Source organism: Pseudoalteromonas sp. Angola-4, assembly GCF_028599265.1.
Taxonomy (GTDB): Bacteria; Pseudomonadota; Gammaproteobacteria; order Enterobacterales; family Alteromonadaceae; genus Pseudoalteromonas; species Pseudoalteromonas atlantica.
Genome location: NZ_JAQREK010000009.1, coordinates 96,490 through 123,343, shown reverse-complemented (window position 1 = coordinate 123,343; position 26,854 = coordinate 96,490). Strand labels below are relative to the sequence as shown.

23 protein-coding genes are annotated in these 26,854 nt (G+C 41.7%); 8 read left to right on the top strand and 15 right to left on the bottom strand.

Annotation, left to right across the window (positions count from 1 at the left end; all coding sequences use genetic code 11):
- Position 1: 1 nt before the first annotated feature.
- The 12 genes from PSH48_RS12135 to mraZ are packed head-to-tail and all read right to left on the bottom strand — an operon-like array spanning position 2 to position 13,445.
- Positions 2–922 carry a D-alanine--D-alanine ligase gene (locus PSH48_RS12135; protein ID WP_273611659.1) on the bottom strand — a complete coding sequence of 307 codons (921 nt, stop codon included), beginning with the start codon at positions 920–922 and terminating at the stop codon, positions 2–4.
- Positions 919–2,328, bottom strand: coding sequence for a UDP-N-acetylmuramate--L-alanine ligase (gene murC, locus PSH48_RS12130; protein ID WP_443197871.1), 1,410 nt, complete (start codon positions 2,326–2,328; stop codon positions 919–921). The genes PSH48_RS12135 and murC overlap by 4 nt, the downstream gene beginning before the upstream one ends.
- Positions 2,329–2,370: 42 nt before the next feature.
- Positions 2,371–3,447, bottom strand: a complete 1,077-nt coding sequence (gene murG, locus PSH48_RS12125; RefSeq protein WP_096740165.1) for an undecaprenyldiphospho-muramoylpentapeptide beta-N-acetylglucosaminyltransferase — start codon at positions 3,445–3,447, stop codon at positions 2,371–2,373.
- A complete protein-coding gene (gene ftsW / locus PSH48_RS12120; RefSeq protein WP_004589415.1) occupies positions 3,444–4,619 on the bottom strand; it encodes a cell division protein FtsW in 1,176 nt (391 codons plus the stop codon). Before ftsW ends, murG begins: the two co-directional genes overlap by 4 nt.
- Positions 4,616–5,950, bottom strand: a complete 1,335-nt coding sequence (murD, locus tag PSH48_RS12115; RefSeq protein ID WP_273611657.1) for a UDP-N-acetylmuramoyl-L-alanine--D-glutamate ligase — start codon at positions 5,948–5,950, stop codon at positions 4,616–4,618. The genes ftsW and murD overlap by 4 nt, the downstream gene beginning before the upstream one ends.
- Positions 5,951–7,033 carry a phospho-N-acetylmuramoyl-pentapeptide-transferase gene (mraY, locus tag PSH48_RS12110; RefSeq protein WP_004589413.1) on the bottom strand — a complete coding sequence of 361 codons (1,083 nt, stop codon included), beginning with the start codon at positions 7,031–7,033 and terminating at the stop codon, positions 5,951–5,953.
- Positions 7,033–8,415 carry a UDP-N-acetylmuramoyl-tripeptide--D-alanyl-D-alanine ligase gene (locus PSH48_RS12105; RefSeq protein ID WP_273611656.1) on the bottom strand — a complete coding sequence of 461 codons (1,383 nt, stop codon included), beginning with the start codon at positions 8,413–8,415 and terminating at the stop codon, positions 7,033–7,035. Before PSH48_RS12105 ends, mraY begins: the two co-directional genes overlap by 1 nt.
- The gene (gene murE / locus PSH48_RS12100) at positions 8,412–9,890 is read right to left on the bottom strand and encodes a UDP-N-acetylmuramoyl-L-alanyl-D-glutamate--2,6-diaminopimelate ligase (protein WP_054982316.1); all 1,479 of its coding nucleotides are present in this window, start codon (positions 9,888–9,890) and stop codon (positions 8,412–8,414) included. Before murE ends, PSH48_RS12105 begins: the two co-directional genes overlap by 4 nt.
- Positions 9,883–11,700 carry a penicillin-binding transpeptidase domain-containing protein gene (locus PSH48_RS12095; protein ID WP_273611655.1) on the bottom strand — a complete coding sequence of 606 codons (1,818 nt, stop codon included), beginning with the start codon at positions 11,698–11,700 and terminating at the stop codon, positions 9,883–9,885. Before PSH48_RS12095 ends, murE begins: the two co-directional genes overlap by 8 nt.
- A complete protein-coding gene (ftsL, locus tag PSH48_RS12090) occupies positions 11,697–12,023 on the bottom strand; it encodes a cell division protein FtsL (protein ID WP_024033306.1) in 327 nt (108 codons plus the stop codon). The genes PSH48_RS12095 and ftsL overlap by 4 nt, the downstream gene beginning before the upstream one ends.
- The gene (gene rsmH / locus PSH48_RS12085; protein WP_004589408.1) at positions 12,020–12,958 is read right to left on the bottom strand and encodes a 16S rRNA (cytosine(1402)-N(4))-methyltransferase RsmH; all 939 of its coding nucleotides are present in this window, start codon (positions 12,956–12,958) and stop codon (positions 12,020–12,022) included. Before rsmH ends, ftsL begins: the two co-directional genes overlap by 4 nt.
- A 28-nt stretch (positions 12,959–12,986) precedes the next feature.
- The gene (mraZ, locus tag PSH48_RS12080) at positions 12,987–13,445 is read right to left on the bottom strand and encodes a division/cell wall cluster transcriptional repressor MraZ (protein ID WP_004589407.1); all 459 of its coding nucleotides are present in this window, start codon (positions 13,443–13,445) and stop codon (positions 12,987–12,989) included.
- Positions 13,446–14,214: 769 nt separating this feature from the next.
- On the opposite strand from mraZ, the gene PSH48_RS12075 reads away from it, so the two are divergent.
- From PSH48_RS12075 to PSH48_RS12065, 3 genes are read left to right on the top strand one after another with little or no spacing between them, the layout of a single operon-like run.
- Entirely contained in the window at positions 14,215–14,553 is a 339-nt protein-coding gene (locus PSH48_RS12075) for a hypothetical protein (protein WP_004589131.1), read from the top strand.
- Positions 14,554–14,559: 6 nt separating this feature from the next.
- Positions 14,560–15,006, top strand: a complete 447-nt coding sequence (locus PSH48_RS12070; protein WP_024033307.1) for a hypothetical protein — start codon at positions 14,560–14,562, stop codon at positions 15,004–15,006.
- A gap of 10 nt (positions 15,007–15,016) precedes the next feature.
- The gene (locus PSH48_RS12065) at positions 15,017–15,259 is read left to right on the top strand and encodes a hypothetical protein (protein WP_004589129.1); all 243 of its coding nucleotides are present in this window, start codon (positions 15,017–15,019) and stop codon (positions 15,257–15,259) included.
- Positions 15,260–15,319: 60 nt separating this feature from the next.
- Here the strand turns inward: PSH48_RS12065 and PSH48_RS12060 are convergent, their stop codons facing one another.
- Together PSH48_RS12060 and PSH48_RS12055 are read right to left on the bottom strand one after the other, a co-directional pair.
- Positions 15,320–16,300, bottom strand: coding sequence for a glutathione S-transferase family protein (locus PSH48_RS12060; protein WP_273611654.1), 981 nt, complete (start codon positions 16,298–16,300; stop codon positions 15,320–15,322).
- Between the two features lie 21 nt (positions 16,301–16,321).
- Positions 16,322–17,164: a pirin family protein gene (locus PSH48_RS12055; RefSeq protein WP_273611653.1), complete on the bottom strand. Its 843-nt coding sequence runs from the start codon at positions 17,162–17,164 to the stop codon at positions 16,322–16,324.
- Between the two features lie 345 nt (positions 17,165–17,509).
- Between PSH48_RS12055 and PSH48_RS12050 the strand changes: the two genes are divergently transcribed.
- Complete coding sequence (locus PSH48_RS12050) at positions 17,510–20,530, top strand: bifunctional diguanylate cyclase/phosphodiesterase (RefSeq protein ID WP_273611652.1); 3,021 nt, start codon at positions 17,510–17,512, stop codon at positions 20,528–20,530.
- A 73-nt stretch (positions 20,531–20,603) separates the two neighbouring features.
- Positions 20,604–21,494 carry a LysR family transcriptional regulator gene (locus tag PSH48_RS12045; protein WP_004589125.1) on the top strand — a complete coding sequence of 297 codons (891 nt, stop codon included), beginning with the start codon at positions 20,604–20,606 and terminating at the stop codon, positions 21,492–21,494.
- Here the strand turns inward: PSH48_RS12045 and PSH48_RS12040 are convergent.
- Positions 21,491–22,453, bottom strand: a complete 963-nt coding sequence (locus PSH48_RS12040) for a YihY/virulence factor BrkB family protein (protein WP_004589124.1) — start codon at positions 22,451–22,453, stop codon at positions 21,491–21,493. The two genes, PSH48_RS12045 and PSH48_RS12040, sit on opposite strands and share 4 nt — an antisense overlap.
- A gap of 131 nt (positions 22,454–22,584) precedes the next feature.
- Between PSH48_RS12040 and PSH48_RS12035 the strand changes: the two genes are divergently transcribed.
- The 3 genes from PSH48_RS12035 to PSH48_RS12025 all read left to right on the top strand — a co-directional run bounded on the left by PSH48_RS12035 (position 22,585) and on the right by PSH48_RS12025 (position 26,543).
- Positions 22,585–23,655 (top strand): mechanosensitive ion channel family protein, encoded by a 1,071-nt coding sequence (locus PSH48_RS12035; RefSeq protein WP_054982666.1) that lies wholly within the window; start codon positions 22,585–22,587, stop codon positions 23,653–23,655.
- A gap of 521 nt (positions 23,656–24,176) precedes the next feature.
- Positions 24,177–25,448 carry a dicarboxylate/amino acid:cation symporter gene (locus PSH48_RS12030; RefSeq protein WP_273611651.1) on the top strand — a complete coding sequence of 424 codons (1,272 nt, stop codon included), beginning with the start codon at positions 24,177–24,179 and terminating at the stop codon, positions 25,446–25,448.
- Between the two features lie 33 nt (positions 25,449–25,481).
- On the top strand, positions 25,482–26,543 hold the full coding sequence (locus PSH48_RS12025) for a putative porin (RefSeq protein WP_273611650.1): 1,062 nt from the start codon (positions 25,482–25,484) through the stop codon (positions 26,541–26,543).
- Positions 26,544–26,854: the final 311 nt, after the last annotated feature.

Genomic DNA, 26,854 nt, shown 5'->3' with positions numbered 1-26,854 from the left:
ATTAAAGCGTTTGCCCCAAAATGCGAACAACTAATTGCTCAAATGTTGCCCCATTTGCTTTTGCCGCCATGGGCACCAGCGATTTTTCGGTCATGCCAGGGACTGTATTTACTTCTAATAAATAAAAATTCCCCTGCTCATCTTGCATGGCATCTACACGGCCCCAGCCGCTTGCACCCACTAAATCAAACGCCTCTAACGAGATAGCCTGTAAGTGCTGTGTATCTTGCGCCGATAAATCTGCAGGGCAATGATACTGTGTTGTATTTGATTGATACTTAGCTTGGTAATCGTAAAAACCATTTGGGGTCGTCATTTCAATCACAGGCTGTACTTCATCGCCTAATACCGTCACGGTAAATTCGCGCCCAGTTATCCACTGCTCTACTAATACTTGGCTATCAAACTTAAAAGCGTGTGTAAGGGCATCTTCAAGCTCTTGAGCGGTACTTGCTTGCGCCATACCTATGCTTGAGCCTTCGTGCGATGGCTTAACCATTACTTTTTTAAACTCATCCATAATGGCTTTTGCATCAAAGCCTTTTTTAGCATCAACAACTGCATAAGGCGCTGTGCTTAGCCCTGCAGATTTAAATAAATGCTTACAACGTACTTTATCCATTGCCAAGGCTGAGCCTAATACAGTGCTGCCCGTGTATGGCAAGTTCATAAATTCAAGTGCGCCTTGCACTGTACCATCTTCGCCACCACGGCCATGCAAAGCAATAAAAACACGATCTACCTGTAATTCTTTTAGCTCCCACAAAGAGCAATTTTGCGGGTCAAAAGCAATGGCATCAACGCCGGCATTTTGTAGTGCATTAAGCACCGCTTGCCCTGAACGTAGTGACACTTCGCGCTCTGCTGAGTTACCCCCAAGCAGTACTGCTACTTTACCAAATTGCGCGTTTTCTTGCGTCATACTTCACCTTGCTTTAATTTTTCCACCGACATACCTGTTGCCGCTAATGTTTTAACCAATTTTCCTATATTACCAGCGCCTTGCGTTAAAACTAAGTCGTTATTTTGTAAGTTATCTGCCAGCACACCCGCAAGCTCTGCGCTCGTTGCTACATGTAGAGGCTCTTTTCCGCGCTGACGTAAGCTGCGGCACAGGCTTTTACTGTCTGCGCCAACAATAGGCTCTTCGCCGGCACTGTACACATCAAGTAATAAAAGTTGATCTACATCTGCTAATACTTTTACAAAGTCTTCGTATAAATCGCGTGTACGGGTAAACCTGTGTGGTTGATAAACCATAACTAAACGCTTTTCTGGCCAGCCTTCGCGTACCGCTGCAATGGTGGCAGCAACTTCTGATGGGTGATGTCCGTAATCATCCACCAGCATGACATTGCCGCGCTCATTTTCAAAATTGCCATAATGCTGGAAGCGTCGTCCTATGCCTTCAAATTTTTGCAGCGCCTCTAAAATTGCGTGGTTAGCAATGTTTTGATCTTTAGCCACTGCAATTGCCGCCGTGGCATTCAGTGCGTTGTGCTTACCTGGCATATTAAGCGTTGCACTTAAGCTTTCACCGCTTTTATGTGTCACTGTAAAAGTACAAGTACTTGCTGATTGGCTAAAATCGCTCATGCGGTAGTCGGCATCTTTTGACTCGCCATACGTGATCACAGGGCGACCAAAACGCGGGATCAGCTCACTTGCTACCTGCGAGTCTATGCACACTACGGCTAAGCCATAAAATGGCAGGTTATGAATAAAGTCCACATAAGTGTCTTTCATTTTCTCAAGGCTGCCGCCATAGGTTTCCATGTGATCTTCTTCAATATTGGTGATCACCGATACCATAGGCTGTAAATGTAAAAACGATGCATCGCTTTCATCTGCCTCAGCAATTAAAAAGTCGCTCTTGCCCACTTTTGCGTTACTGCCCGCGCTATTTAATAAGCCACCAATAATAAAAGTAGGATCAAGCCCTGCCTGAGCATAAATGCTGGCAATTAAACTGGTTGTTGTGGTTTTACCATGTGTGCCCGCAATGGCAATGCCATGGCGAAAACGCATTAATTCGGCAAGCATTTCTGCACGGCGAACTACCGGTATACGCGCTGCTTTTGCAGCAATAATCTCAGGGTTTGTTTCGTCAATAGCACTTGAAACAACAACTACATTGGCATCTTTTACGTTGTTTTCGTGATGGCCTATAAATACTTCAGCACCGGCTTTAATTAAGCGTTCAGTCATTGCGCTGTGCGCTATATCTGAGCCTGTAATGCGGTAGCCTTCAAAAGCCAGTACTTCAGCAATACCGCCCATACCCGCACCACCAATACCAATAAAATGGATGGTTTCTATTCGACGCATAGCAGGTCGAGTTTGTTGTTCTTGTATTGACTTATCTTTCACTTATTTTCTCTTATTTGTTACTTGCTCACAGTGCGAGGCAACGCTTGCTGTGGCATCTAAAATGGCTTGCTGCTTAGCATTGCTGGCCATTTGTTTAATTAATATAGGCTTTGCCAAATACGGGTTTAATAGCTCAACTATTGAATCTTTATTAAACTGCGGCTGAGGCATTAAAAGCGCGCCATTTGCGGTTACTAAATATTTTGCGTTGGCGGTTTGATGATCGTCTACCGCATGTGGAAACGGTACAAATACAGCCATTTTACCCGCGGCGGCAATTTCACTAACAGTCAGTGCACCAGCACGGCAAATAACAATATCGGCCCACGCGTAGGCGGCGTCCATATCATCTATAAATTCAGCAACTTTTAGCTCTTCATCTGCAATGTTGTTTTTCGCATACGCGCTTTTCACGCCCTCAATATGGCCTTTACCTGTTTGGTGCCACACTTTAATTGGCGCTGTTTTAGCAAGTAAATTAAACGCCTCTGGCAGTGTTTGGTTAAGCACTTGTGCGCCTAGCGAGCCACCTACCACTAAAATATTAATAGGGCTTGAAACATCACGTTTAGCTACATTAGCAACGCTTGCACGTACTGGGTTACCGACTAATTCGGCTTGCCCTGGTGCAAAGGCGCTTGGAAACGCAGCAAGTACTCTGTTAGCAAATTTTGCCAACCACTTGTTGCTCATTCCTGCCACTGCATTTTGCTCATGAATCACCAGTGGAATGCCTAAACTTTTAGCGGCAATGCCGGTTGGCCCGGTTACATAGCCGCCCATAGCAAGCACTACATCTGGTTGCTGAGATTTCAATACCTTACGCGCCTGCAATATTGCATTAAGTACCATGAATGGGGCTTTAATAAGACGCTTTAAGCCATTACCGCGTACGCCCTTTACATTAATAAAATCAATTTCAATGTTGTGCTTTGGTACAACATCCGCTTCCATTCTGTCTGGCGTGCCTATCCAGCTTACTTGCCAGCCTTGCTCTTTTAAATAATCGGCTACAGCAATACCTGGGAATATATGCCCACCTGTACCACCGGCCACAACTACTAATTTTTTACTCATCGCTTACCTCCGCGTGAGGTGGCTTGTTTGGTTGCCATTTTGGTTTCAAAATCAACACGCAATAAAATACCGGTGGCAATCGTCATTATTAATAAACTTGAACCACCATACGAAATAAACGGCAAGGTTAACCCTTTAGTCGGTAATAACCCTGCACTGGCGCCTACATTAACCATGGTTTGAAACGCAAACCAAATGCCAATAGCAAACGCAAAATAGCCTTCGTATTCTTTGCCACATTTTAAAGCTTGTTGGCCTATTAAAAGCGCCCTAAATACAAACACAGCCAACACACATAAAATACTTGCTACACCTACAAGGCCTAGCTCTTCACCTATAACGGCAAAAATAAAATCGTTATGCGCCTCGGGTAAATACTGTAACTTTTGCACGCTGTTACCTAACCCTTGGCCAAACCAGCCACCTTGGCTGTAGGCCATAAGCGACTGCACTAACTGATACCCTTTACCAAATGGGTCTTCCCAAGGGTCTAAAAAGCCCACCACTCGCGCCATTCTGTATGGCTCTACAATAATCAGTAATACAACAAGCCCTACGCCCGTTAAAATAAGTACAAAAAACTGCCATAACTTTGCGCCGGCCAAAAATAATAGCCCCACAGTTGTTACAAACATAACCACCACGGTTCCTAAATCGGGCTGCAGTAAAATAAGTAAGGCATATACCGCAAATACAGCGATAGGCTTAGCAAAGCCTTTAATATTTTCTTGTACTTCTTCGCGCTTTCTTACCAAGTAGCCGGCTATATAACTGAAAAAGTATAATTTAGCGGCCTCGGCTACCTGAAAACCAACAGGTCCAATGGGTATCCAACGCTTAGCGCCGTTGACTTCGCGGCCTATTATTAACACGGCAATAAGTAGCACCATACCAAGCAGCAACAAATACGGGTTTGAGCGTTTCCACCAATCCATAGGCACGCTGGCTGCAATCCAAAATAAAACAAATGCCATCGCTAAAAACATGCTGTGGCGAATGGTAATATGGTATGAGTTATCAAACAGCCTTTCGGCTGTGGGCATTGAGGCGCTGGTCACCATTATAAAACCCACCCCTATAAGCATTAACATGCAATAAAGCAGTGGCACATCGTAAAGCTGTGCTGAAGGTTTTGGGGTGAGTGTTTCTTTTAAATCGGCAAAGGCAATCATAATTGCCCTTCCATTACACATTGCACAAAGTCATCACCGCGTTGCATGTAGTTGTTATACATATCAATGCTGGCACAGGCAGGGGCAAGTAATACAATGTCACCGCGCTTGCTAAGTACTTTAGCGAGCGATACCGCCTCTTGCATTGTGTTTACTAAGTGCGATTTACTCGTTAAAGCAGCAAGCTCTGCTGCATCTTTACCAAAGCATACAAGCGCTTTTACATGACTTTTTATATATGGCTTTAACGCACTTAAATCAGCGCCTTTAGCATCACCACCGGCTATTACAATCAGGTTTTCGTGATCTGAGGCCAAACTATCTATTGCCGCTATAGTGGCGCCAACATTGGTGGCTTTAGAGTCGTTAAAGTATTGAACACCATATTGCTCATCAACAAACTGGCAACGGTGCGCTAAACAATTAAATTGACAAAGCGCCGCTGCGTACTGCTCTTTACTAATATCAAACGGGCTTAATAACGCCATAACCGCAAGTGTATTTAAGTAATTGTGCTTACCAACGACCGCAAGCGTACTAACAGGTAAGTACGCCTCGCCTTTTACTATAAAGTGCAGCTCATTATTGCGCTCAGCTAAGTGGTAATCACCTTGGTCGCTGCCAAAGCTCATTTGCGGCGCTAAAGCGCGACTAATAGGCTTAGTTTGAATATCATCTGCGTTGCTTACTAAAAGCTCAGCATTGTTATAAATACTTAATTTAGAGTCGATATAGGCTTGGTAGCTGTCGTAACGATCTAAATGATCTTCAGATATATTTAATACCGCTGCGCTTATTGGTTTTAAGCTTGAGCAGGTATCTAGCTGAAAACTCGAAAGCTCCAGCACATACACGTCAAAATCATCACTTAGTAAATCCAATACCGCAGTGCCAATATTGCCACCTAATGCCACCTTATAACCTGCAGCTTTTAATACCTCGTAGGCTAAGGTAACAACGGTTGATTTACCATTAGAACCAGTAACAGCAACAACCGGTTTTGTATTTATACGAGCAAATAGCTCTACATCACCAATTACTTCAATGCCTGACTCTATTGCTTGAGCAATTGCGGGAATTTTTAAGCTAAGCCCGGGGCTTATGATGATCATATCGGTTTTACAAAGCGCGGCGCTAGCTAAATCACCAAAATGCGTATTAAGCTCAGGAGCGTGCTCGCTTAGCCAATCCATACCTGGTGGCGCAACCCGGCTATCAACGACCTTTGGTGCAAAACCATGAGATAATAAAAAACGCACAATGCCCAGGCCGGTTACACCGAGTCCGAGCACTGTTATATGTTTGTTTTTTATCTCGTTTAAATACTGCATTTATCGAATCTTTAATGTCGCAAGGCCAGCAAGTACTAGCACAATTGAAATTATCCAAAAGCGCACAATAACACGTGGCTCTGGCCAACCTTTTAGCTCGTAATGATGATGAATCGGCGCCATTCTAAAAATGCGCTGTCCGCGTAATTTGTATGAGCCCACTTGTAAAATTACCGATAAAGCTTCCATTACAAACACGCCGCCCATAATAATAAGCAGTAGCTCTTGGCGTACTAAAATAGCAATAATGCCCAGCGCGCCGCCAAGTGCCAACGACCCTACATCACCCATAAACACTTGTGCTGGGTAAGTGTTAAACCATAAAAAGCCTAACCCAGCGCCAACAATAGCGGTACATACAACCACCAGCTCACTAGCAAGCGGTAAATGCGGGATATGTAAGTAAGCCGAAAAGTTAATATTACCGGTTAAATAAGCAATTATCGCCAGTGCAGCAGCCACTAAAATAGTCGGCACAATCGCCAGGCCATCTAAGCCATCAGTCAGATTTACCGCGTTTGAAGTGCCTACTAATGCAAAGTAAGTAATTACAATGTAAAACAAGCCTAATTGTGGCAATACATCTTTAAAAAATGGCACAACAAGTGAGGTTTCTGACGCTTGTGTACTCGTAGCATACAGTGCAGTTGCCACCACTAGAGCAATAACCGATTGCCAAAAATACTTCCATTTAGCAATTAACCCTTTAGGGTCTTTGCGTATTACTTTGCGGTAGTCATCTATAAAGCCCACTAAACCTAATGAGCCAATTACAAATAAGGTTGCCCATACGTATTTGTTTGATAAGTCAGCCCATAATAAGGTGCTGGTAAATATGGCGCCTAAAATAAGTAAGCCTCCCATAGTAGGAGTACCTTTTTTAGATAAGTGAGATTCGGGGCCATCATCACGCACTACTTGGCCAATTTGCATTTTTTGTAACGAACGAATGAGCTTAGGGCCAAAATAAAGCGACATCATTAACGCTGTTAATATGCCTAAAATGGCACGTAAGGTTAAATACGAAAAAACATTAAAGCCACTGTAATATTGGGTTAAATACTCTGCCAGCCAAACTAACATTATGATACTCCATTGATGGCTTGTTGCTGGCCATTTACTAAATCGGTTACTAATAATTCCATGCGAGAACTGCGCGATCCTTTCACCACAAGCGTGGTTTTATTGTTTGTGTTATTAAGACTGGTTTGAATTTGCTTGAGCATCTCTTCGCGGTTAGAAAAATGACGGTTTGGCTTATCAAATACATCGCTTGCGTATTTACTTAACACACCCAGCGTATACAGCTCATCAATGCCTTGTTGTTTTGCGTATTCGCCTACTTCTTGATGATAAGTTCTGGCTTGCTCACCAAGCTCTCCCATATCGCCCAGTGCTAAAATACGGTGCCCTTGAATATCACTTAATAAATCAATTGCTGCTTTTACCGACTTAACATTTGCATTGTAGGTATCATCAATAACGGTCAGTGAATCAGTTACTTTTATTAAGTTTACACGCCCCTTAACATCGCCCATGGTGGCAAGTGCGGTGGCTATCTCTTCAAGTGATACATCAAACTCGCTGGTTAAAGCCGCGGCAATAAGGGCATTGCTCACGTTGTGCTTACCAGGAAGAGCAAGCGTTACAGGTACTTTTTGCTCTTGTGTACACAATAAAAAGCTCGCGCGAGCGTTTTCATCTAGGCTGATATTTTCAGCCCAAATATCAAGTTTTTCAGTACTTGAAAAACACTTAACAGTGCGCCCTTTTAATTTATCAAGCCAGTATTGGCTAAATTCGCTATCGCAGTTAACAATGGCAACGCCATCGTCTTTTAGGCCATCAAAAATCTCACCTTTTGCCTTAGCAACTCCCATTAGACTACCAAAGCCTTCTAAATGCGCAGCGGCCACATTACACACCACAGCTACATCGGGTTTTGCCATGGCGGTAGTGTAAGCAATTTCGCCTAAATGATTAGCGCCAAGCTCTATAACAGCAAAACGGTGCTGCGGCTCTAAACGTAATAGCGTTAGCGGTACGCCAATATCGTTATTAAAATTACCTTTTGTAGCAAGCACATCTCCGTGCACCGATAAAATAGCGGCGCACATTTCTTTTACCGTTGTTTTACCCACGCTGCCTGTAATAGCAATGGTTTTAGGGTTAACCTGCGCCATAACTGCCGCACCTATATTACCTAGTGCAATACGGGTATCGCTAACAACAAACTGCACAATATCTACATCTACTTTATGCTGAACAATAACGCCAATAGCGCCTTTTTGTTTAGCGTCAGCAATAAATTTATGGCCATCAAAATTAGGCCCTTTTAAAGCTAAAAACACCTCACCATCGCAAATGCTGCGGGTATCGGTATTAATATTTACTACATTGAGATTATCACCTTGATAATCGGTTGCTAGCACATTTGCCAGCCAATCAAAGTCCATTGGGATCATTGAGTTATCCCTCTTACTGCTTTTTTTAGTTGTTCTTTTACATAACTGCGATCGCAAAAGTCGATACGTTGATCGCCAATAATTTGGTAATCCTCGTGGCCTTTGCCGGCAATTAAAATAACGTCATCCGCATTTGCATTTTCTATTGCATAGCGAATGGCTTTTGCTCTGTCAGCCTCTAAATGGGCTTTTTCAGGCTGCGATAAACCCGCTGCCACATCTGCTAAAATAGCATCTGGGTTTTCTGAACGCGGATTGTCGCTGGTAACAATAACCTTATCTGCATTTTGCTCTGCCGCTTGCGCCATTAAGGCACGCTTACCTTTATCTCTGTCGCCACCACAACCAAAAACACAACTAACCCCACCAGGCACATGCTTTTGCAATGCTTGTAAAGCCAGAGCAAGTGCATCAGGCGTATGGGCGTAATCAACAACGCACGTGGGTAAATTAACTTCGCTAAACGCTTGCATACGCCCAGCAACGGGGTGCAAATGCGCGCATCCGGCGGCTAACTGCTCAAGCGGATAACCTAGCCCCAACAATGTTGCCAGTGCCGCAGTTAAATTATATAAGTTAAACTCACCAAATAGAGGCGATGTTACGCTAATATCGCCCCAACTTGTGCTCAATTGCGCCGAAATACCATTTTTAGAATATTCAACATCAGAAAAATACACATACTGTGCATTTTTAGGTGCTAAATTTTTACGGCCATAACAAATAAGATTATTAAAACTGTATTTTTCAAGCCATTGCTCTGCTTGCCCATCGTCTTGATTTAGCACCACTAACTGTGGGTCAAAATCGCGAAACAGCATAAGCTTGGCGTCGCCATAACTTGCCATATCGCCATGGTAATCAAGGTGATCGCGCGATAAATTAGTAAATACCGCCGCTTTAAATTGGCATTGTGCCACACGCTGTTGCACTAACCCGTGCGATGAAACCTCCATCGCCACAAGCTTTTTATGCTGCTGTTTTAAGTCATGCAATATGTGCTGCAAGTCAACAGCCGAAGGCGTGGTATTAATAAGTGGCGTAAGTGTATCGGGGTGGCCATAACCTAATGTGCCTATAATGGCCGAAGGGGTACTACAAAACTGCGCTAAATGCGCCATCATAGCCGTTGTTGTAGATTTGCCATTAGTGCCCGTTACACCAATTAAATCGAGAGATTGGCTTGGGTTTTCATAAAATTGACTCGCTAGCTCTGGGAGTTTTTTATCAAGCTCAGTTACTAAATACAGTGGCTCAAAAGTGACATCAAATTCGCACAGTCTATCGGCAATAATGGCTGTAGCGCCGTTTTCAATTGCTTTGGCAATAAACTGTCCGCCATCAAGCGCATGGCCTTTTATAGCCACAAATACATCGCCAGGGGTTACATCACGGCTATCAAGGCGTAAATCTTTAACTAGCTGCGAAGGTGCATCTATGTCGATGTATTTTAAAATAGCCTTTAAATCACGCATCGTTATCTTTACCTTTTACGTAAGCCACTTCTTCCTTATCAGGGGCTACGTTTAATATTCTTAATGCGTTAGAGACGATTTCTGCAAATGCAGGGCCTGCGGTGGCACCTCCATAGTACACATCGCCACCGGGCTCATTTATCATCACTACCACAGCCAAGCGTGGATTACTTGCTGGTGCTACACCTGCAAAATAACCTACATATTCATCACCGTAACCACCAGCAACCGCCTTTTTAGAAGTACCGGTTTTGCCTGCCGCACGGTAGCCATCTACTTTTATGTTTCGGGCTGTACCGTCTTTTTCAAACACGCTTTCCATCATGTGAACAACGGCTTCTACGTCTTTTTGTTTAAAAATACGCTCGCCTTCTGGCACACCGTCTTGCTTTAAAATCGTTAACGGACGATTAATCCCACCGGCACCTAACATGGTGTAAAAGCGGGCCATTTGCGCCGTACTTACCGAAATAGCATAACCAAACGATAACGTGGCAATTTCAAAGTCAGACCAGCGGCGGTTTGGATAAAATAAACCACTACTTTCGCCAACCATGCCTGTGCCGGTATCGCTACCAAAGCCCACTTTTTGATATAAGCCAACTAAGTAATCTTTAGGTACTTGCTGCGTTACCTTTGCCACGCCCATGTTTGATGAATACTTTAAAATTTCGCGAAGCGTCATTTCACCGTGGTTACGGGTATCTTTTACTAAACTGCCGCCTAAACGCATCCAACCTGGGTAGGTATCAATGGTGTCGTCGGCTTTAATTGCGCCGTAGTCTAGCCCAGCTAAAATGGCTAGTGGCTTAACGGTTGAGCCTGGTTCAAACAAATCGGTAATTGCGCGGTTACGGCGTTTATGTGGTTGTGCATCGTTCAAATTATTTGGATTAAATGATGGGCTATTTACCATGGCCAAAACTTCACCGGTTTTAACATCAACTACCATGGCCGACCCCGATGTCGCTTTATACGTGAGTACAGCAGATTTTACTGCCTTATAAGCAATTGCTTGAATACGTTGATCAATACTCAGCTGAATATTTTCAGGCTCTACACGCTCACGCTCATCTAATACTTCAACTTCGCGGCCTTGGGCATCTTTACGAATAGTGCGACGGCCCTCTTCGCCTGTTAAGGCATTTTCGTAGAGTTTTTCAATGCCTTCTATACCTTTTCCATCAATGTTTGTAAAACCAATAATGTGGGCCGTTACCTCTCCCGCGGGGTAATAACGTTTAGACTCATCTAACAAATGAATACCAGGTAAGCGTAATTGGCTAATATAGTTGGCAACAGCCGGTGTAACTTGGCGCTTTAAATACACAAAACGACGGGTGGGATCATTTAATAAACGCGAATTTATTTTTTTAGGCTCGATACGTAATACATCTGCCAGCTCACGCCAACGCAGATCATTTTCATAATAAACAGAAGTACGCTTATCAAGCTCAGCGGCATTTTCTGCAAGCGTTTTAAGATCTTCACCGTTTTTACGTGCTTGTTTTATAACTTTAGCAACAAGTGACTTATGCAATGCTTTAGGATCGGCATATACACTGACTACAGGCACACTTACAGCAAGCTCTTTGCCTTGACGATCGAAGATCATACCGCGTTGTACATGTAGTTTTTCTACACGAACGGTGCGTTTATCGCTTTCTGAACGGGCTTTATCTGGCTCAATAACTTGTAAATAGGCAGCACGCGACACCAGTGTTACAAACACTAAAAACACCACAGTGCACACCAACATAAAGCGCCATGTGATTAAGTTATTGACCTGTTTTTTGCCGCGATTTCTCATTGTATTATTATTACCTGTTCATCCTGACTGGTAGGGCGCTTCATTTGAAGCTGCGTGGTAGCAACTTCTTCAATGCGCGCATGCTGCGAATAAAACTCTTCTTCTACAAGTAAATAACGCCATTCAAGGTCGAGCTCATCTCGCTCTTGTAGCAGCGTATCTTGCTTAATTAGCTGCGCGCGAGCCGAGTGCGTAACCTGCACTACTGCAAAGCTTGAAGCGAATATCACAACCAACAAGGCCGAGGTTAGCTTGTTAGCTCCTAGGCCTTTTAATATTTCTAAAAATAAATTGGGTTGGCGATGATTCGCTTTAGTGTTCATCCAAGCCTCTGTGCAATCCTAAGTACTGAGCTGCGAGAGCGTGGATTACGCTCAATTTCTTCAGCACTTGGTTTAATAGCTTTACCCACTGCTTTTAACGTCAGGTTTTTATTTATTTGTGCGTCGGTTAAAGGCAGACCTCTGGGTATCGCTTCTCCCTTACTCTGTTTTCTAATAAATTGCTTCACTATTCTGTCTTCAAGTGAATGAAACGAAATAACCACTAAACGCCCACCTGGCTTTAATACTTTTACAGCGGCTTGCAGTGCGGTTTGAATTTCTTCCAGTTCACTGTTTATGTAAATTCTGATTGCCTGAAATGTACGTGTGGCTGGGTGTTTAAATTTATCTTTAACGGGCACCGCTTCATCGACTAAATCGGCAAGTTGCTTGGTTGTGGTAATTGGCGTGTGCTCTCTTACCTCAAGTACTTTGTGGGCAATACGCTTACCGAATTTTTCTTCACCGTAGGTTTTAATTACATGGGTAATGTCTTCAAGCTCAGCTTCGGCTAGCCACTGCGCTGCACTGCGCCCACTAGTTGGGTCCATGCGCATATCAAGAGGGCCGTCCTTCATAAAGCTAAAGCCACGCTCTGCGTCATCAAGCTGGGGTGAGGACACGCCAATATCTAATAAAATGCCATCAACTTTACCTAACAGATCGTTTTGCTCTGCAACATCGTATAAGTTAGAAAAGCGGGTGTGAGCTATAGCAAAGCGTGCGTCATCGGCAAATTTTTCAGCCGACTTTATTGCTTGTGGGTCTTGATCAATGGCCTGTAAACGCCCTTGCTCACCAAGTCGAGCAAGTATTTGACCTGAGTGTCCGCCACGTCCAAAAGTACCATCCATGTATATGCCGTCTGGCTTAATTGCAAGAGCATCGATGGTTTCGTCCATTAATACGGATACGTGTTCAAATTGCGCAGTCATTAGCTTGTGTTTGCCTTTTTTAGTGCCGTTAGAGTGTGAAATTATCTAAATCTTGGTTTGCTTCAAAATCGCCGAGCCTTTCCAGCTCAGTGTCTTGGCGCATTTGTTCGTGCCAACGCGCTTCATCCCAAATTTCAAATTTATTCATTAAACCAACTAGCATGATCTTTTTGCCAAGTTCTGCGTGGCTACGCAATGAAGGCGCCAGCAAAATTCGACCATTTTTATCAAGTTGATACTCTGTGGCATTACCTAACAACATACGTTGCATTCGGCGAGCGCGTGGATTCATATTAGAGATTTTAGATAAGCGGCTTTCTATTTCTTGCCACTGTGCAAGAGGATACAACCATAAACACGGTTCGTTTAGCGCAATGGTACATATTACCGTTCCTTGATCTTCAGACAGCAAAGCGTCTCGGTACTTAGTCGGTACCGCAAAACGTCCTTTATCATCCAAGCTCAGTGAACTAGCGCCACGAAACATAAAAAGCCTACTTTTAAATTGTGTAATCGAGTTTCGATTAATTTGATCCAGTTAGATCCACTAAAAACCACTTTTTACCACAGTGCTCCAGTTTAGGGCTTGACAAGCCTTTTTGTCAAGTAAGCTGACCAGCTTTAACGTCTCGCTAAGCTAGAAAAAATAAGGCTTTACGCAAAGCGATTGAATTACGTGGGAAAAAGTGGAGGTAGTAGATAAAATTTTTTTAAAGCGATACTAATAACGTTTGGTTTACATAATTTGCTTACTGAATAATCAATGAATAATTACAAAAAAATGAATCTAGGGCCTGTTGACCTTTAAGGATTATAATTTGTTCAATCTAGGGGGTATTTAATCGCGGCGTGAGGTTTGTAACCTAGTGGGCTAAGTAAAAACCGAGTAACAAAGAGTAAATGCCCCCTAGGCAGAACCCTTCGGGCAGCGCCTGTTTGACATTTATACATCGTTATCGCCTATTTATGGGGAATAACCACACTACATAGGCTCTACCTTGCCTAAATCCCAAACAGACTGCTGCAAATTAAATCTCGAAAGGTAAACAGGCCCTAGGTTTATAGGCATGTAAAATTTACTTAGCACAGCAGCAATACTTACTTCATGCTGCTTTTTATTTAATCTACCGCACCCTACCTTAAATATATAAAAACAATAAAATCAAGTGGTTAAATTATTTTTAATGGTTGGTTTAATCGTTGCATCTGCTATAGCACCAGTTAAATTTTTTTATTTTATTTATTAAGGATTGATTATGGCTACTGCAACAAATACAAAACCGAATACTGAAACAAACATGAAACCTGATCTTAAACAAAAAGAGAGTGAGGCACCGTTGACTGAAAAAGCAACGTCTGTAGCACACGATGCAGTAGATGCACTTTCAAGCAAGGCATCAGTTGCTGAGTCAAGCGTACGTAAAGGCGCTTCAAGCTCTGCAGAAGCACTAAGCGAAAAACAACTTATTGCTCGTGAAAAACTAACTGAGTGCAGCGCAAAAACGCGTGCTTTTGCCTCAGAAAATCCGCTAGCAACAGCGGGTATTGCTTTTGCGGCGGGTATGCTTGTAACGTCACTATTTCGTCGTAAGTAATAAATAATGAGTAGCTCACAAACAACAGCAACCACGGACGGTAATGCTCAAAATCAAACAACTGATGACCCTAGCCAAAAGGATGATTGGCAGGATCATATAGCAAAGATCATTGAATACTCTGACCAGCTCAAGGAGGATTATAAAACGCAAGGAAAGCTTACCCACCAACTTGCAAAAGCTGAGTGGAAGCTGTCGTTACGATCAATGGCGTTGATCACTATATTTTTAGGATGTTTTGCCAGTGGTTTGATTTTGTTGTGGGCCGGCTTACTAGGTGCAATTGGCTACGGTGTATATGATTTATTTGGCTCGGTTTGGCTTAGCTTTGCTACTGCTGCACTCGCGCAAATAATTTGTTTAATTTGGCTTTGGCGAAATACCGTATACCTAAGCAATAAAATTGGCTTTAGTAAAACGATTAAAAGTGTGAAGCAACTTTTAAATCTATAAGGAAATAACCATGCTCGTTAATTTTCTAATTAAAGAACCCAATGAGAACGTTGACACGTTAAATAAGCAAATGGATTTACAGCATGCATTAAAACGCCAGCACCATGCAGCAATAAAGTATCGCTTTAAGCGCTTTGCAGCCACCAAGGTAGGACTGGCATCAGCCTTTTTAGCCGGAGCAACAGTTCAAGCAGGCAAAAGCGAAACGAGCTTTGTGCGAAAATACGGCTGGCTGGTAAAGTTATTTGCATAGCAGCAATTGCATTTATAAAAGCTTTTTTAAAAGTGCAATTGCCGCTTACTTTAATACCTCTTAGTCCAACTCGTCTCTATTATGGTTTTGGCTAAAGTTTAACGCCGGCCCTTTTGGAATAATTTGCGTTGGGTTGATCATTGTGTGGCTAAAATAGTAATGTCGCTTAATATGCTCAAGGTTAACCGTACTGGCTACTCCCTCTATTTGGTATAACTCACGTACATAGTTACTCAGCGCTGGGTAGCTTTCAATGGTGCGTAAATTACACTTAAAATGCCCTACATACACGCTATCGAACCGAATGAGTGTGGTAAATAAACGCCAATCCGCTTCAGTTAATGTGCTCCCCATCAGGTAACGATTTTTACTTAGTATGCCCTCTACTTTATCAAGTGCTTTAAATAACGCAGTAAATGCATCTTCGTATGCTGTTTGTGTGGTTGCAAAACCCGCTTTATATACCCCATTATTAATATTGGTATAAACAAGGTCGTTAATTTCATCAATATCAGCTTGTAGTGATTGTGGGTAATAGTCATCCGTATTATTCGTAATTTCATTAAATGCGGTATTAAACATACGAATAATATCTGCAGATTCATTACTAACAATTTTATTTTGATGCTTATCCCAAAGTGCAGGCACAGTTACTCGCCCACTGTAATTTTCATCGTGCTTAGTATAAATTTGATGTAAGTATTCACTATTAAATAAATCATCGCCGCTACTGAGGTTATCTTTATCAAAGCTCCACCCCTTATCTAACATATCTGGGCTGACTACCGATACGCTAATAATATCGCTTAGGCCTTTTAGCTGTCTGAATATAAGTGTGCGATGCGCCCACGGGCACGCTAAGGCAACATATAAGTGGTAGCGATTTGCTTGCGCTTTAAACCCACCACTTCCTGTAGGTCCTGGGCTGCCATCTTTTGTGATCCAATTACGAAGCTGCGCTGCTTCGCGTTTAAATTTACCATTATTCGAGTCGGTGTCGTACCATTTGTCTTGCCATTGGCCATCAACTAATAAACCCATAATAACCTCCTCAATTAACTATTAAATGTTGCCAAATTCGCCGTTTTGATAATCACGCACCGCTTGTTTAATTTCCTCTTGCGTGGTCATTACAAATGGGCCCATATGTGCAATAGGTTGCTCAAGTGGGTTACCCGCCAAAATAAGTATCCCCGCCCCCTTTTGTGAAGATATATCAATGTCACTGTTTTCACTTAATATAAGCAACTTGCCAGCATTAAATGTTTGCTCGTCACCTGTAATAAGCTCACCTGTATGAACATAAATCATCACTTTACGTTGTTTAAGCCCTGCTAACTGCATGCGTGTATTAACGGGGAGAGTAACATTGGCCAGTGCAGCATTGGCCGCTAAGCTTTGCAAACTCGACGTTAACGTAGAATCTTCAAACTGCCAATTACCCGCAAGTGCGCTAAAGCTCACGCCGTGCTTGTTAGTGACTTCAGGCGCTGGATTTTGTGTAGTATCTTGATAACGTGGCGCACGCATTTTTTCGCCACTGGGCATATTGATCCAAATTTGAAAGCCATGCAGCCCCTCTTTTGCATCTGTCAGTGGCATTTCACTGTGCATTACGCCTCTACCTGTACTCATCCATTGTACATCGCCAGATCGGATCGCTTTTTTGTTGCCCATTTGATCTTGGTGTTCAAAGCCACCTTTAATAATGTACGTAAAGGTTTCAATGCCGCGATGAGGGTGCGGTGGAAAGCCACCAATATAGTCACTTTCATTGTTAGACTTTAGCTCATCAATCATTAAAAAAGGGTCGAGATATTTGCCATCAAAACCAGGTATTCGACTTATGTTTACACCATCACTATCTTGGGTGGCGTAAGCAGTTAACACTTTTGCTATGTTCATATTTAAAATACTGTAGTAGATTAATTAATGAGCTTATTAAAGCATTCATAAAACAATACGACTATGTCTTTAAATCGAGCAAAACATTCTATTTTTTAGAAAGTTTAGTGCTTATTTTGATAATTCGTTTATTTGGCATAATAAGCTTCATGATTAAAAACACAGACTTAAGCTGATTTCTAATAACTTTTTAGTGCAACCCTATATTTTGTATGGTTATTTTTGGCTTTTATGTCTACAATCACTTTTTAGGGACGCAGAGCTTAAGGAAAACTTATTTTTACTTCATCGCTTAAAAGTCAGCTGTATAGGCTACTCATCCTACTTAGCATTCCCGGTGCCGCTGTGACGGTATTTACGCTATGGTATGAGCGTGATGCTGCCATTGAAAAAAGTGAAGAAAGAATAGTAAATATAGCTAAGCAATTGACACAACATCAAAAAACAATGGTTGATGATGTTAAACGTATTACTATTTATTTAGCCGATAAAACAGCAAAAAATGAAACACTCCCCACAACCTGCCCTAATTACTTTTACGAAATAAAAGCCCTTTATAAGAATATTGCAAATATAGGTATTGTTGATAAAAATGGCGACCTACAGTGCGTGACAAATGGTCGTAGTAAAAATATTAATATTAGCGATCGTACTTATTTTCAAAATGCCATTAGTAATAAAAGTTTTTCGGTAGGGTATTTTCAATACGACCGAAGTATTCAAGCGCAAAGTGTCAATTTTGCCTACCCAATTATAGGTAGTAATAACCAACTAAAAGGCACACTGGTTACCGTTATTGCATTGAATTGGTGGAATATCGCCTTAAGCGAAGCAAAATTACCTAACAATGCCAAGGCCGTTATTGCCGACTCTAATGGCTTAATACTGGCCAACTACCCTAATCAACCACGTAATTTAGGCCAAAAAATTACCGACATAGATTTACTTCACGATAAAAGCTCGTTAACCGTGTTTAAAAATGCAGAAGGCGAAAACCAGGTTTTTCATCGCTCAGTTATATACAAAGACGGCCATGATAATAATTTAGATATTTATATAGCCGTTTCGGTTGAAGATTTTATTAATAAAGTGAATGAAAGCTTTGCTAAAACCATTTTTGCGTTTTTATCGGCTATTGCCCTGTTGGTGTTGCTAGCTAGGCGCTTAATTAAACAAAGTATATTTAAGCCTATCGCTAATTTAACCAAAGCCACAGATGAACTGGCAAATGGCACTATGCCCAAACATATTAAAAAGCCCAATAGCCCAGAGCTGCGCGCGCTTTATGACCGTTTTGCTGTGATGGCACAAACCCGGTTATCTGCAGAGGCTAAATTAAAAAATAAGCACAACGAGTTAATGAGCTTATTAAATGCTTTACCCGATACCTACATACGTATAAATGCCCAAGGAAAAATCCTTTATATTGGCGGCTATATTAGCCCTGTGCTAAATGTTGAGACAGGCAAAGCTTTAAAATTAGTTGATGTACTCTCTGAGGCCAACGCAGAGTTACTGCTTTCTCATTTAGGTACTTTAGAGGGTTCACAAACCATTGAGTTTACATTGTTTAAAAAATCTAAAGAGCACTTTTTTGAGGCAAGAATCAATGCACTCACTAATAATGAATACATTATTGTTCTTAGAGATATAAGCCAGAAAAAGGTCAACGAAAAAGCTCTTCATTTAGCGTCGCTTGTTTACAGTAATAGTAGTGAAGGGATGATGATTACAGACCCCGACGGCATTATTTATGACGTAAACCCTGCGTTTTGCGAAACAACCCAATACAGCAAAGAAGAAGCGATAGGTAAAACCAGTCGGATTTTAGCATCTGGCAAACACTCAAAAGCTTTTTATGAAAAAATGTGGGCAGAGCTCAGAGAAACTGGCCGTTGGCAGGGTGAGATAATTAATCGTAAAAAAAATGGCGACACCTATACCGAGTTTCTGATCATAGATACCGTTTACGATGATAAAAACATGCCTACTCGCCGGGTGGCCATTTTTACCGACCTAACAGAAAAAAAACAAGCCGATGAAACCATATGGCGAAAAACTCACTTCGACCACTTAACTGATTTACCAAATAGGCTTGAGCTTAAAGAGCGTTTAAATAAGCGTTTTGAAGAAGTAACAGGCGACAAATGCGAACTTGTTGTGATGCTGCTCGATATTGATCACTTTAAAGATATTAATGACACGTTAGGCCATCATTATGGCGATAATCTACTTAAGTTAGTTTCTCAACGGATAATTCAAGCTGCAATAAACGCCAGTTTTGTCGCGCGTATTGGCGGTGATGAGTTTGTGATTGTATACGACCATGTTAAAAGCAGTCGCCATATAAACCAAATTGCCAGCAATATATTGCAAAGCCTTTCATCAAGTATACAGCTTGAAGACGAGGAGCTATTTATTAGCGCTAGTATGGGCATTGCATGCGCACCTAGCGATGGCCAAAGTACAGAGCTGCTATTAAAAGCTGCCGACCAAGCCATGTATAAAGCTAAAAATAACGGCCGTAATGGGTTTGAGTTTTTTTCAAAAGATATGCGTATTCATGCGCAAGCGCGTATGCAGCTATTAAAAGATTTACGCTCCGCCATAGAGCTTGAACAATTTGAGCTATTTTATCAGCCTATTGTGGCATTAAACGATTTGCACATTCATAAAGCCGAAGGGCTTATTCGCTGGCACCACCCTAAAAAGGGGTTAGTCTCGCCGGCGACGTTTATACCGCTTGCTGAGGAAACTAGGCAAATAAATGCGCTGGGCCAATTTGTATTTACGCAAGCAATACACACCCTAAAAGAAATAAATACCACCATGGGGGAGCAATTTCAAATTAGTATAAATGTCTCTCCTGTGCAGTTATCAACAATCGATAGCGGAATTGACGATTGGTGTGAGATTTTAAAAGCAGCCAAACTACCCGCCTCCTCTATTGTGGCCGAGATCACAGAAGGCCTTATGGTTAACCCAGAGCCACTAACCCAAAGTCGCTTAAAAACATTAGTCCAGTCAGGTGTGCAATTAGCGCTAGATGACTTTGGCACCGGCTATTCATCGCTCGCGTACCTGCAAGAAATGGATACCGATTATCTAAAAATAGATAAACGCTTTATTGATAATATTAAAGCTGGGAGCCAGGAGCTTGCTTTATGTGAAGCCATTATTGTAATGGCCCACCAGCTTGGCCTAAAAGTTATTGCCGAAGGGATTGAAACGCAGCAACAAATGCAACTACTACTAAAAGCAGGATGCGACTACGGGCAAGGTTATTTGTTTTCAAGGCCAGTGCCTAAAAAAGAGTTTATGACGCTGCTGAGCAGCAAAAAAATGGTTATTACCAATAATAAATAAGTAGTTACGCAATAAATAGAGTGTCTACACGGTCAGGTAGTTTAATCAATAGTAAGTAGTAACAAGGTTTAAAATGGCAAAGGCAACACTCGAGCAATGGAGAATGTTTAAAGCTGTTGTAGAGCATGGTGGATTTGCCGGTGCTAGCAGCGCGGTATTTAAAAGCCAATCAACCGTGCACCATGCAGTGCAAAAGTTAGAGTCGGCACTGCAAGTAAAATTGCTTGAAGTAAAAGGCCGTAAAGCGTATTTAACCGAAAACGGTAAGCTTATATTGCGCCGCGCCGAATTTTTAATAGATGAAGCCAGCAAAATAGAATCGGTTGCTAATACGTTAAGCGAAGGTATTGAAAGCACATTAAAAATAGCGGTAGATGAAGTGTTTCCGCAGCATTTATTGTACCAAGCGCTAAGCCATATTAATGAGCAATACCCATTGGTAAAAATAGAACTGATAGAAAGCGTACTTAACGGCGCAAACGAATTACTTACCAATGCAGTGGTCGACTTAGCAATTACTTCTATTGCGCTTTATGGCATTAATTGCCATAGTTTGTGCGATATAGAATTTATTGCCGTTGCGCACCCTGATCACCCCTTACACCAGCGCACTGAACCACTGACCTACAGAGAGCTTAAATTACACAGGCAAATAGTTGTTCGCGATTCGGCCACCCACACCAGCCACGACGACGGCTGGCTTGGGGCTGATATGCGCTGGACAGTGAGTCACTTACGTAACTCTATTGATATGGTTAGCCAAAACTTTGGTTATGCATGGCTGCCTAGTGCACAAATTAAACCTTATCTTAAAAACAACACTCTTAAACCCCTTAATTTAGAGCAAGGTACAACCCGCTCCTTAAAGCTTTATTTAATGTGCACCGACAATGACCGTTTAGGCCCCGTTGGCCAAGCATTTACTCAGCATCTCATAAGCTTGTGCAATAACGAGCCCGGCTAAGAGTTTGTCGGCTCATCTACATCAAGGTGATCAGCAACATAGGCACCGCGTTTACCGCGTTCTTTAGCGGGGCCTTTAGTACTATCTTTCGCTGTTTGTTGTTCGGTTGCCGCATTTATTACCGCCCCAAGCGTAATAATATAGGCACTTATATAGAGCCACATTAGCATAATCACTACCCCGCCTAACGAACCATACGTTTCGTTGTAGCTTGCAAAGTGAGACACATAAAACGAAAAACCAATTGAGGCTAAAATCCATAATACAGTCGCAATACACGAGCCAAGTGTGATCCAGCGCCATTTAGCGGGTTTTCGGTGTGGTGCATAGCGATACAAAAGCACCAATGCAAAATTAAACATAAAGGCGAGTAATGGCCACGATATTAACTTTATTAGTAAGTCTATACTTTCTTTTAAGCCCACTAAATTAAGTACTATGGGTAAAATACCTATAATTAGCAAAGCAAAAATAGCCACTAAAATAGCCCCTACCGAAAATAAAAAACGTACTAACTGAGCATGAAAAAAAGAGCGTTTTTCGTATTCATGATAACTAATATTACAGGCAGTAATAAGCGCTTGGCTGCCTTTAGAGCTACTCCAAATAGTAAGAATAAGTGTACCAATTGCACTTAAGCTTAAACTGGCGTTAGAGGTTTGAGCCAAGCTCGAGACCTGAGATAAAATTAAATCGCTCGTGCTTTGCGGTAATAAGGTAACTATTTTACTTAAGTGTTCACTAATATCGGTGGGCGATGAAAAGTACGCATACACAGAAACCATTGCAGCAATAGCAGGAAAAATAGCAAGTAAGGCATAAAACGCAACGCCCGCTGCAACCAGCGATAAGTTATCTTGGCTCATTTGCTTAAAAATACGTTTGGCTATGTCCCACCAACCAATAACCGGAATGTGCACTGGCTGCTCGGCATGTTGTCCCCGTTTAGGTTTGCTCATTGTTTGCTCCTTTTTAGCCTATTATCGAGCAAAAAGTTTGCCAAGCTGTGCTTATGGCATTGGTATTAAACTTGCTGCTTGCTAGATTATTTAAAATACCAAGGTAATACACCATGAACAGCCTTATAACTATGCTAATTGCAGTGAACACCACGGCTGTGAATGCCTTAAACACCCCAGAAAGCGTGCTCAGTTGGCAGTATTTATACGCCCAAAGTTTGCAATTACTTCACGCAACAGCGCAAATATTACCCACTCTTTTATTAGGTTTTATACTTTTAACTATTAGCTACTTTGTCGCCAGTCCTTTGTCTAAGCTGTTAGTAAAACCGCTCATTTATATGACCGACAGTAAACTTGTGCACTTAGTGGCCAAACGCGGGATTAGCATTTTAATTTTATTGCTGGGCGTGTATTTATTTTTACGTTTAGCAGGACTTACCGAATTTGCTATTGCCATTATGAGCGGCACCGGATTAATAGGCTTAATATTGGGCTTTGCCTTTAGAGACATAGCAGAGAACTTTATTGCTAGTTTGCTGTTGAGCGTTCAACGGCCATTTAAAATAGACGATGTAATAGAAGTCGATGGCCGCTTAGGTGTGGTTAAAAAGGTCACCGCTCGCGCAACCACCTTAGTTGATTACGATGGCAACCATATACAAATACCTAACGCCACGGTTTATAAAAATACCATTAAAAACCTAACTGCAAATCCAAAAATGCGTGCCAAGGTGGTGATTGGCATAGGTTACGATAACGATATTCGTTACTGCCAAACACTCGCCCTTGAAATTGCAAACAAGCAAACGGGTGTAATTACTGAGCCACCAGCACAAGTGCTGATCAATAATTTAGGCAGCTCAACAATTAACTTTAATCTGTTTTTTTGGGTTAACAGCGAACAACATAGTCCGTTAAAAGTGGCCTCGCAGTTAATGCGTGAGCTAGTAACCGAATTTACAGCGCAAAACATCAGTATGCCAGATGATGCCCGCGAGCGTATTTTACTCAGTGCACCTGATGAGAGTGATACACAAAAGCCCACCAACAAAGCTGAGCAACCTTTAACTACTCAGCAAAGCTCTAAGCAGCTGCAGCAGCAAAATGAAACGGTTGATGATGTAAGTAGTGATACCGACGAAATTCGTGATCAAGCCGAGAAATCACGGGATCCTGAACAGGGTAAAAATATTATCTAAGTTAAACGCCTAAGAAAAAATAAAACCACATACAGCCAATTTACAGCTTAATAATGTTTTAAACCCTAAAAAATCAAAAAATATGATTAATTAATGCATTAAATATAACTTTTGTTATACCAATAATAAAAGTTATACACCTATCAACTAATTGATTTTAAATGAGTTATTTATAAACCATCATTTAAGCCGCCTTTAACCCGCCTTTCATTATTAATAATTATTCAAAAAGTTATATTAACAAACCGCCAACCAAAAACAATAAAACCAATAACATTCAATACGTTATTAACAAAACCGTGCTTGGCATTATTAATGCAATAACAATAATCTAACAACTTTAGAGCTTAATTATGCACGTGTACAAACAACCCCTATCTAAAAAGGCTAACGAAAGCTTGTCCATATCATTGCAAGCCCCTTGTGCGGCCTGTGCACGTGCCGGTGCAATATGCGCGTTAACGCCCTAAGCAAAAGTTAAATAGCTCCCACTAAATATTATAAATAATTGGAATAACACTATGACCAGTACAACAAGTATTAATAACAACGAGCCTAAAAAAATGGCGCTCTGGCTAAAAATACTCATAGGTATGATAGCGGGTATTATTGCCGGCATGCTGTTAGGCAATAATGCTGAATATATAAAACCAATTGGCCAGCTATTTATTAGCGCCATTAAAATGTTAATTGTACCGCTTATATTTTGCTCATTAATTGTTGGTGTTACCTCAATGAAAGACACCACTAAAATGGGTCGTATTGGTGTTAAATCAATCGTATTTTATTTAGCCACCACCGCAGTAGCTATTTCGATTGGTTTAGGTCTTGGGTTGTTGTTTGAACCTGGCGCAGGCTTAAATATGGTTGCAACCACAGTAGTCGATGCTAAACCAAGCCCTACCTTAGTAGACACCATTGTAGGTTTAGTACCAAAAAACCCAGTGGGCTCATTAGCCTCAGGTAATATTTTACAAATTATTGTGTTTGCGTTGAGCTTAGGCATTGCTTTAAACCTAATTGGTGAAAAAGGCGAACCCGCTAGCAAAATGTTTGAAAGCCTAGCCGATGCAATGTACAAATTAACTGAGCTTGTAATGAAGCTGGCGCCATACGGTGTATTTGCATTAATGGCTTGGGTATCTGGCAAGTACGGACTGGATGTTTTACTGCCACTTATAAAAGTAATTGGCTTAGTATACCTAGGCTGTATTATTCACGTTTTAGTGTTAGGTGGCGGCTTTGTAGGCTTACTAGGCAAGCTTAATCCACAACGTTTTTATAAAGGTATTATCGAAGCGCAAATTATTGCTTTTACCACCACAAGTAGCTCAGGTACTTTACCTGCCAGCATTAAATGCGCCACTCAAAACTTAGGTGTATCGCGTACTGTATCAAGCTTTGTACTGCCAGTAGGCGCCACTATTAACATGGATGGCACCGCTTTATACCAAGGCGTATTAGCACTGTTTATTGCCCAAGCCTTTGGTATTGACCTCACCACAACAGATTACTTAACCATTATAGCTACAGCTACTTTAGCCTCTGTAGGCACCGCTGGTGTACCCGGTGCAGGCCTTATTATGCTTTCGCTAGTACTGACCACCGTTGGCCTACCACTTGAAGGCATTGCAATAGTTGCCGGTATTGACCGAATTTTAGATATGGCGCGCACTACCATAAATGTAACTGGCGATTTAATGGTTACTTTATTAATTGGCAAAAGCGAAGGCGAGCTTGACGAAACCCTTTACAACCAAGACAACACAGCGGCTCAACCCGCTAAGCAATAACCCTCGATTTAGTAATTTTATAGAGAACAAACCATGACTAGTAAACTTATATATTTACCCGTTGCATTAGGTGTTATTGCCTTAGCTAAACCTGCCCACGCAGATATTACAATTGAAGGTTTAAATGGCCTTGAAGCCGTTAAGCTATTTGGCGATATGCGTATGCGCTTTGAGCGCACCGAAGGCGATACAGTTGACTCAACAAGCCGCGCCCGTTTGCGTGCCCGTTTTGGTATTAAATACGCGGCTACCGATAACTGGTCAGCGCAAATGCGCTTTAGAACAACCTCAAGCCAACACGATTCAACCCATCAAACTTTTGGTATCACCGATACCAGCGATAACGATGACTTTGGTTTAGACCGCGCCTTTATGAAGTACACAGGGCTTAGTAACACCCAAGTATATATTGGTAAAGCGGCACCCGTTTATATGCATTCATCAGAGCTGCTTTTTCGTGACGATATAGCGCTAGAAGGTGTACAAGCTAACTGGAGTAACAATACGCTTAGCGTTAATGCGGGGCATATTATTCTTGAAGAAAATGTCGATAATGGCGAAGGCAAGCGCGATGCTAGCTGGCAACAATTACAAGGTGTATATGCTACAAGTTTTAATAACATTAACGTTAAAGCCGGTATTGGCGGAATTTTTGTTAGCGCCTCAGATACGGCCTATGCCAGTGCTGAGTCGGGTCTTGATGATGACCAAGCAGGCAACGTAATGACCTACAACCTTGATGTACGTTATGGCGCAGTGCGCTTTGCAGCCGATTACTACACAAGTGAAGCCGACAGCGAAAATACAGCGTTTACTGTACATGCTCGTTATCAAATTAATAAACAGTTTGGCTTGCGTTTTTACGTGCTACGTACCGAAGCCTATGCATTGCCTATGAACGGCGCGTTTACGCAAACTAATACTCCGGGTTCTTATACCAATATTAAAGGCACACGCGTACAGCTAGATTACAAAATTGCAGAGAATCTTAATGCCGATTTAAGATGGTTTAGCGTGGATAATATTAATAACGATATACCCACTAACAACAATGGCCGCGATCGCATTCAAGTAAACCTAAACATGAAGTTTTAGTACTAAGGCATGTTGACCAATCGTGATTAAAATTACAGTAGTGAGTTTAGTATTTAGCAAGAGCGATTATTAAGCCTACTTGCTTAAAAGCCAGCGCCTTGCTTAAACTGCCCTAGCTTGAAAAACGTTAATCTACACAGGTCAACATCCTCTAAATAGGCCCAACCAATAAAAGCGATTTAATAGCCGATATTAAATCGCTTTTATTTTATTAAACAGCCTTAAAAAGACATAACTGCCTTACAAAAAACCTTAATTAACAATTAATTTATTCTTATTTAGTTTAAAGTATAAATAGATAAGACTTAAAA

Coding starts and splice junctions, on each gene's coding strand:
- PSH48_RS12135 (WP_273611659.1), bottom strand. CDS start 922: ATGACGCAAGAAAACGCGCAATTTGGTAAAGTAGCAGTACTGCTTGGG.
- murC (WP_443197871.1), bottom strand. CDS start 2,328: ATGCGTCGAATAGAAACCATCCATTTTATTGGTATTGGTGGTGCGGGT.
- murG (WP_096740165.1), bottom strand. CDS start 3,447: ATGAGTAAAAAATTAGTAGTTGTGGCCGGTGGTACAGGTGGGCATATA.
- ftsW (WP_004589415.1), bottom strand. CDS start 4,619: ATGATTGCCTTTGCCGATTTAAAAGAAACACTCACCCCAAAACCTTCA.
- murD (WP_273611657.1), bottom strand. CDS start 5,950: ATGCAGTATTTAAACGAGATAAAAAACAAACATATAACAGTGCTCGGA.
- mraY (WP_004589413.1), bottom strand. CDS start 7,033: ATGTTAGTTTGGCTGGCAGAGTATTTAACCCAATATTACAGTGGCTTT.
- PSH48_RS12105 (WP_273611656.1), bottom strand. CDS start 8,415: ATGATCCCAATGGACTTTGATTGGCTGGCAAATGTGCTAGCAACCGAT.
- murE (WP_054982316.1), bottom strand. CDS start 9,890: ATGCGTGATTTAAAGGCTATTTTAAAATACATCGACATAGATGCACCT.
- PSH48_RS12095 (WP_273611655.1), bottom strand. CDS start 11,700: ATGAGAAATCGCGGCAAAAAACAGGTCAATAACTTAATCACATGGCGC.
- ftsL (WP_024033306.1), bottom strand. CDS start 12,023: ATGAACACTAAAGCGAATCATCGCCAACCCAATTTATTTTTAGAAATA.
- rsmH (WP_004589408.1), bottom strand. CDS start 12,958: ATGACTGCGCAATTTGAACACGTATCCGTATTAATGGACGAAACCATC.
- mraZ (WP_004589407.1), bottom strand. CDS start 13,445: ATGTTTCGTGGCGCTAGTTCACTGAGCTTGGATGATAAAGGACGTTTT.
- PSH48_RS12075 (WP_004589131.1), top strand. CDS start 14,215: ATGGCTACTGCAACAAATACAAAACCGAATACTGAAACAAACATGAAA.
- PSH48_RS12070 (WP_024033307.1), top strand. CDS start 14,560: ATGAGTAGCTCACAAACAACAGCAACCACGGACGGTAATGCTCAAAAT.
- PSH48_RS12065 (WP_004589129.1), top strand. CDS start 15,017: ATGCTCGTTAATTTTCTAATTAAAGAACCCAATGAGAACGTTGACACG.
- PSH48_RS12060 (WP_273611654.1), bottom strand. CDS start 16,300: ATGGGTTTATTAGTTGATGGCCAATGGCAAGACAAATGGTACGACACC.
- PSH48_RS12055 (WP_273611653.1), bottom strand. CDS start 17,164: ATGAACATAGCAAAAGTGTTAACTGCTTACGCCACCCAAGATAGTGAT.
- PSH48_RS12045 (WP_004589125.1), top strand. CDS start 20,604: ATGGCAAAGGCAACACTCGAGCAATGGAGAATGTTTAAAGCTGTTGTA.
- PSH48_RS12040 (WP_004589124.1), bottom strand. CDS start 22,453: ATGAGCAAACCTAAACGGGGACAACATGCCGAGCAGCCAGTGCACATT.
- PSH48_RS12035 (WP_054982666.1), top strand. CDS start 22,585: ATGCTAATTGCAGTGAACACCACGGCTGTGAATGCCTTAAACACCCCA.
- PSH48_RS12030 (WP_273611651.1), top strand. CDS start 24,177: ATGACCAGTACAACAAGTATTAATAACAACGAGCCTAAAAAAATGGCG.
- PSH48_RS12025 (WP_273611650.1), top strand. CDS start 25,482: ATGACTAGTAAACTTATATATTTACCCGTTGCATTAGGTGTTATTGCC.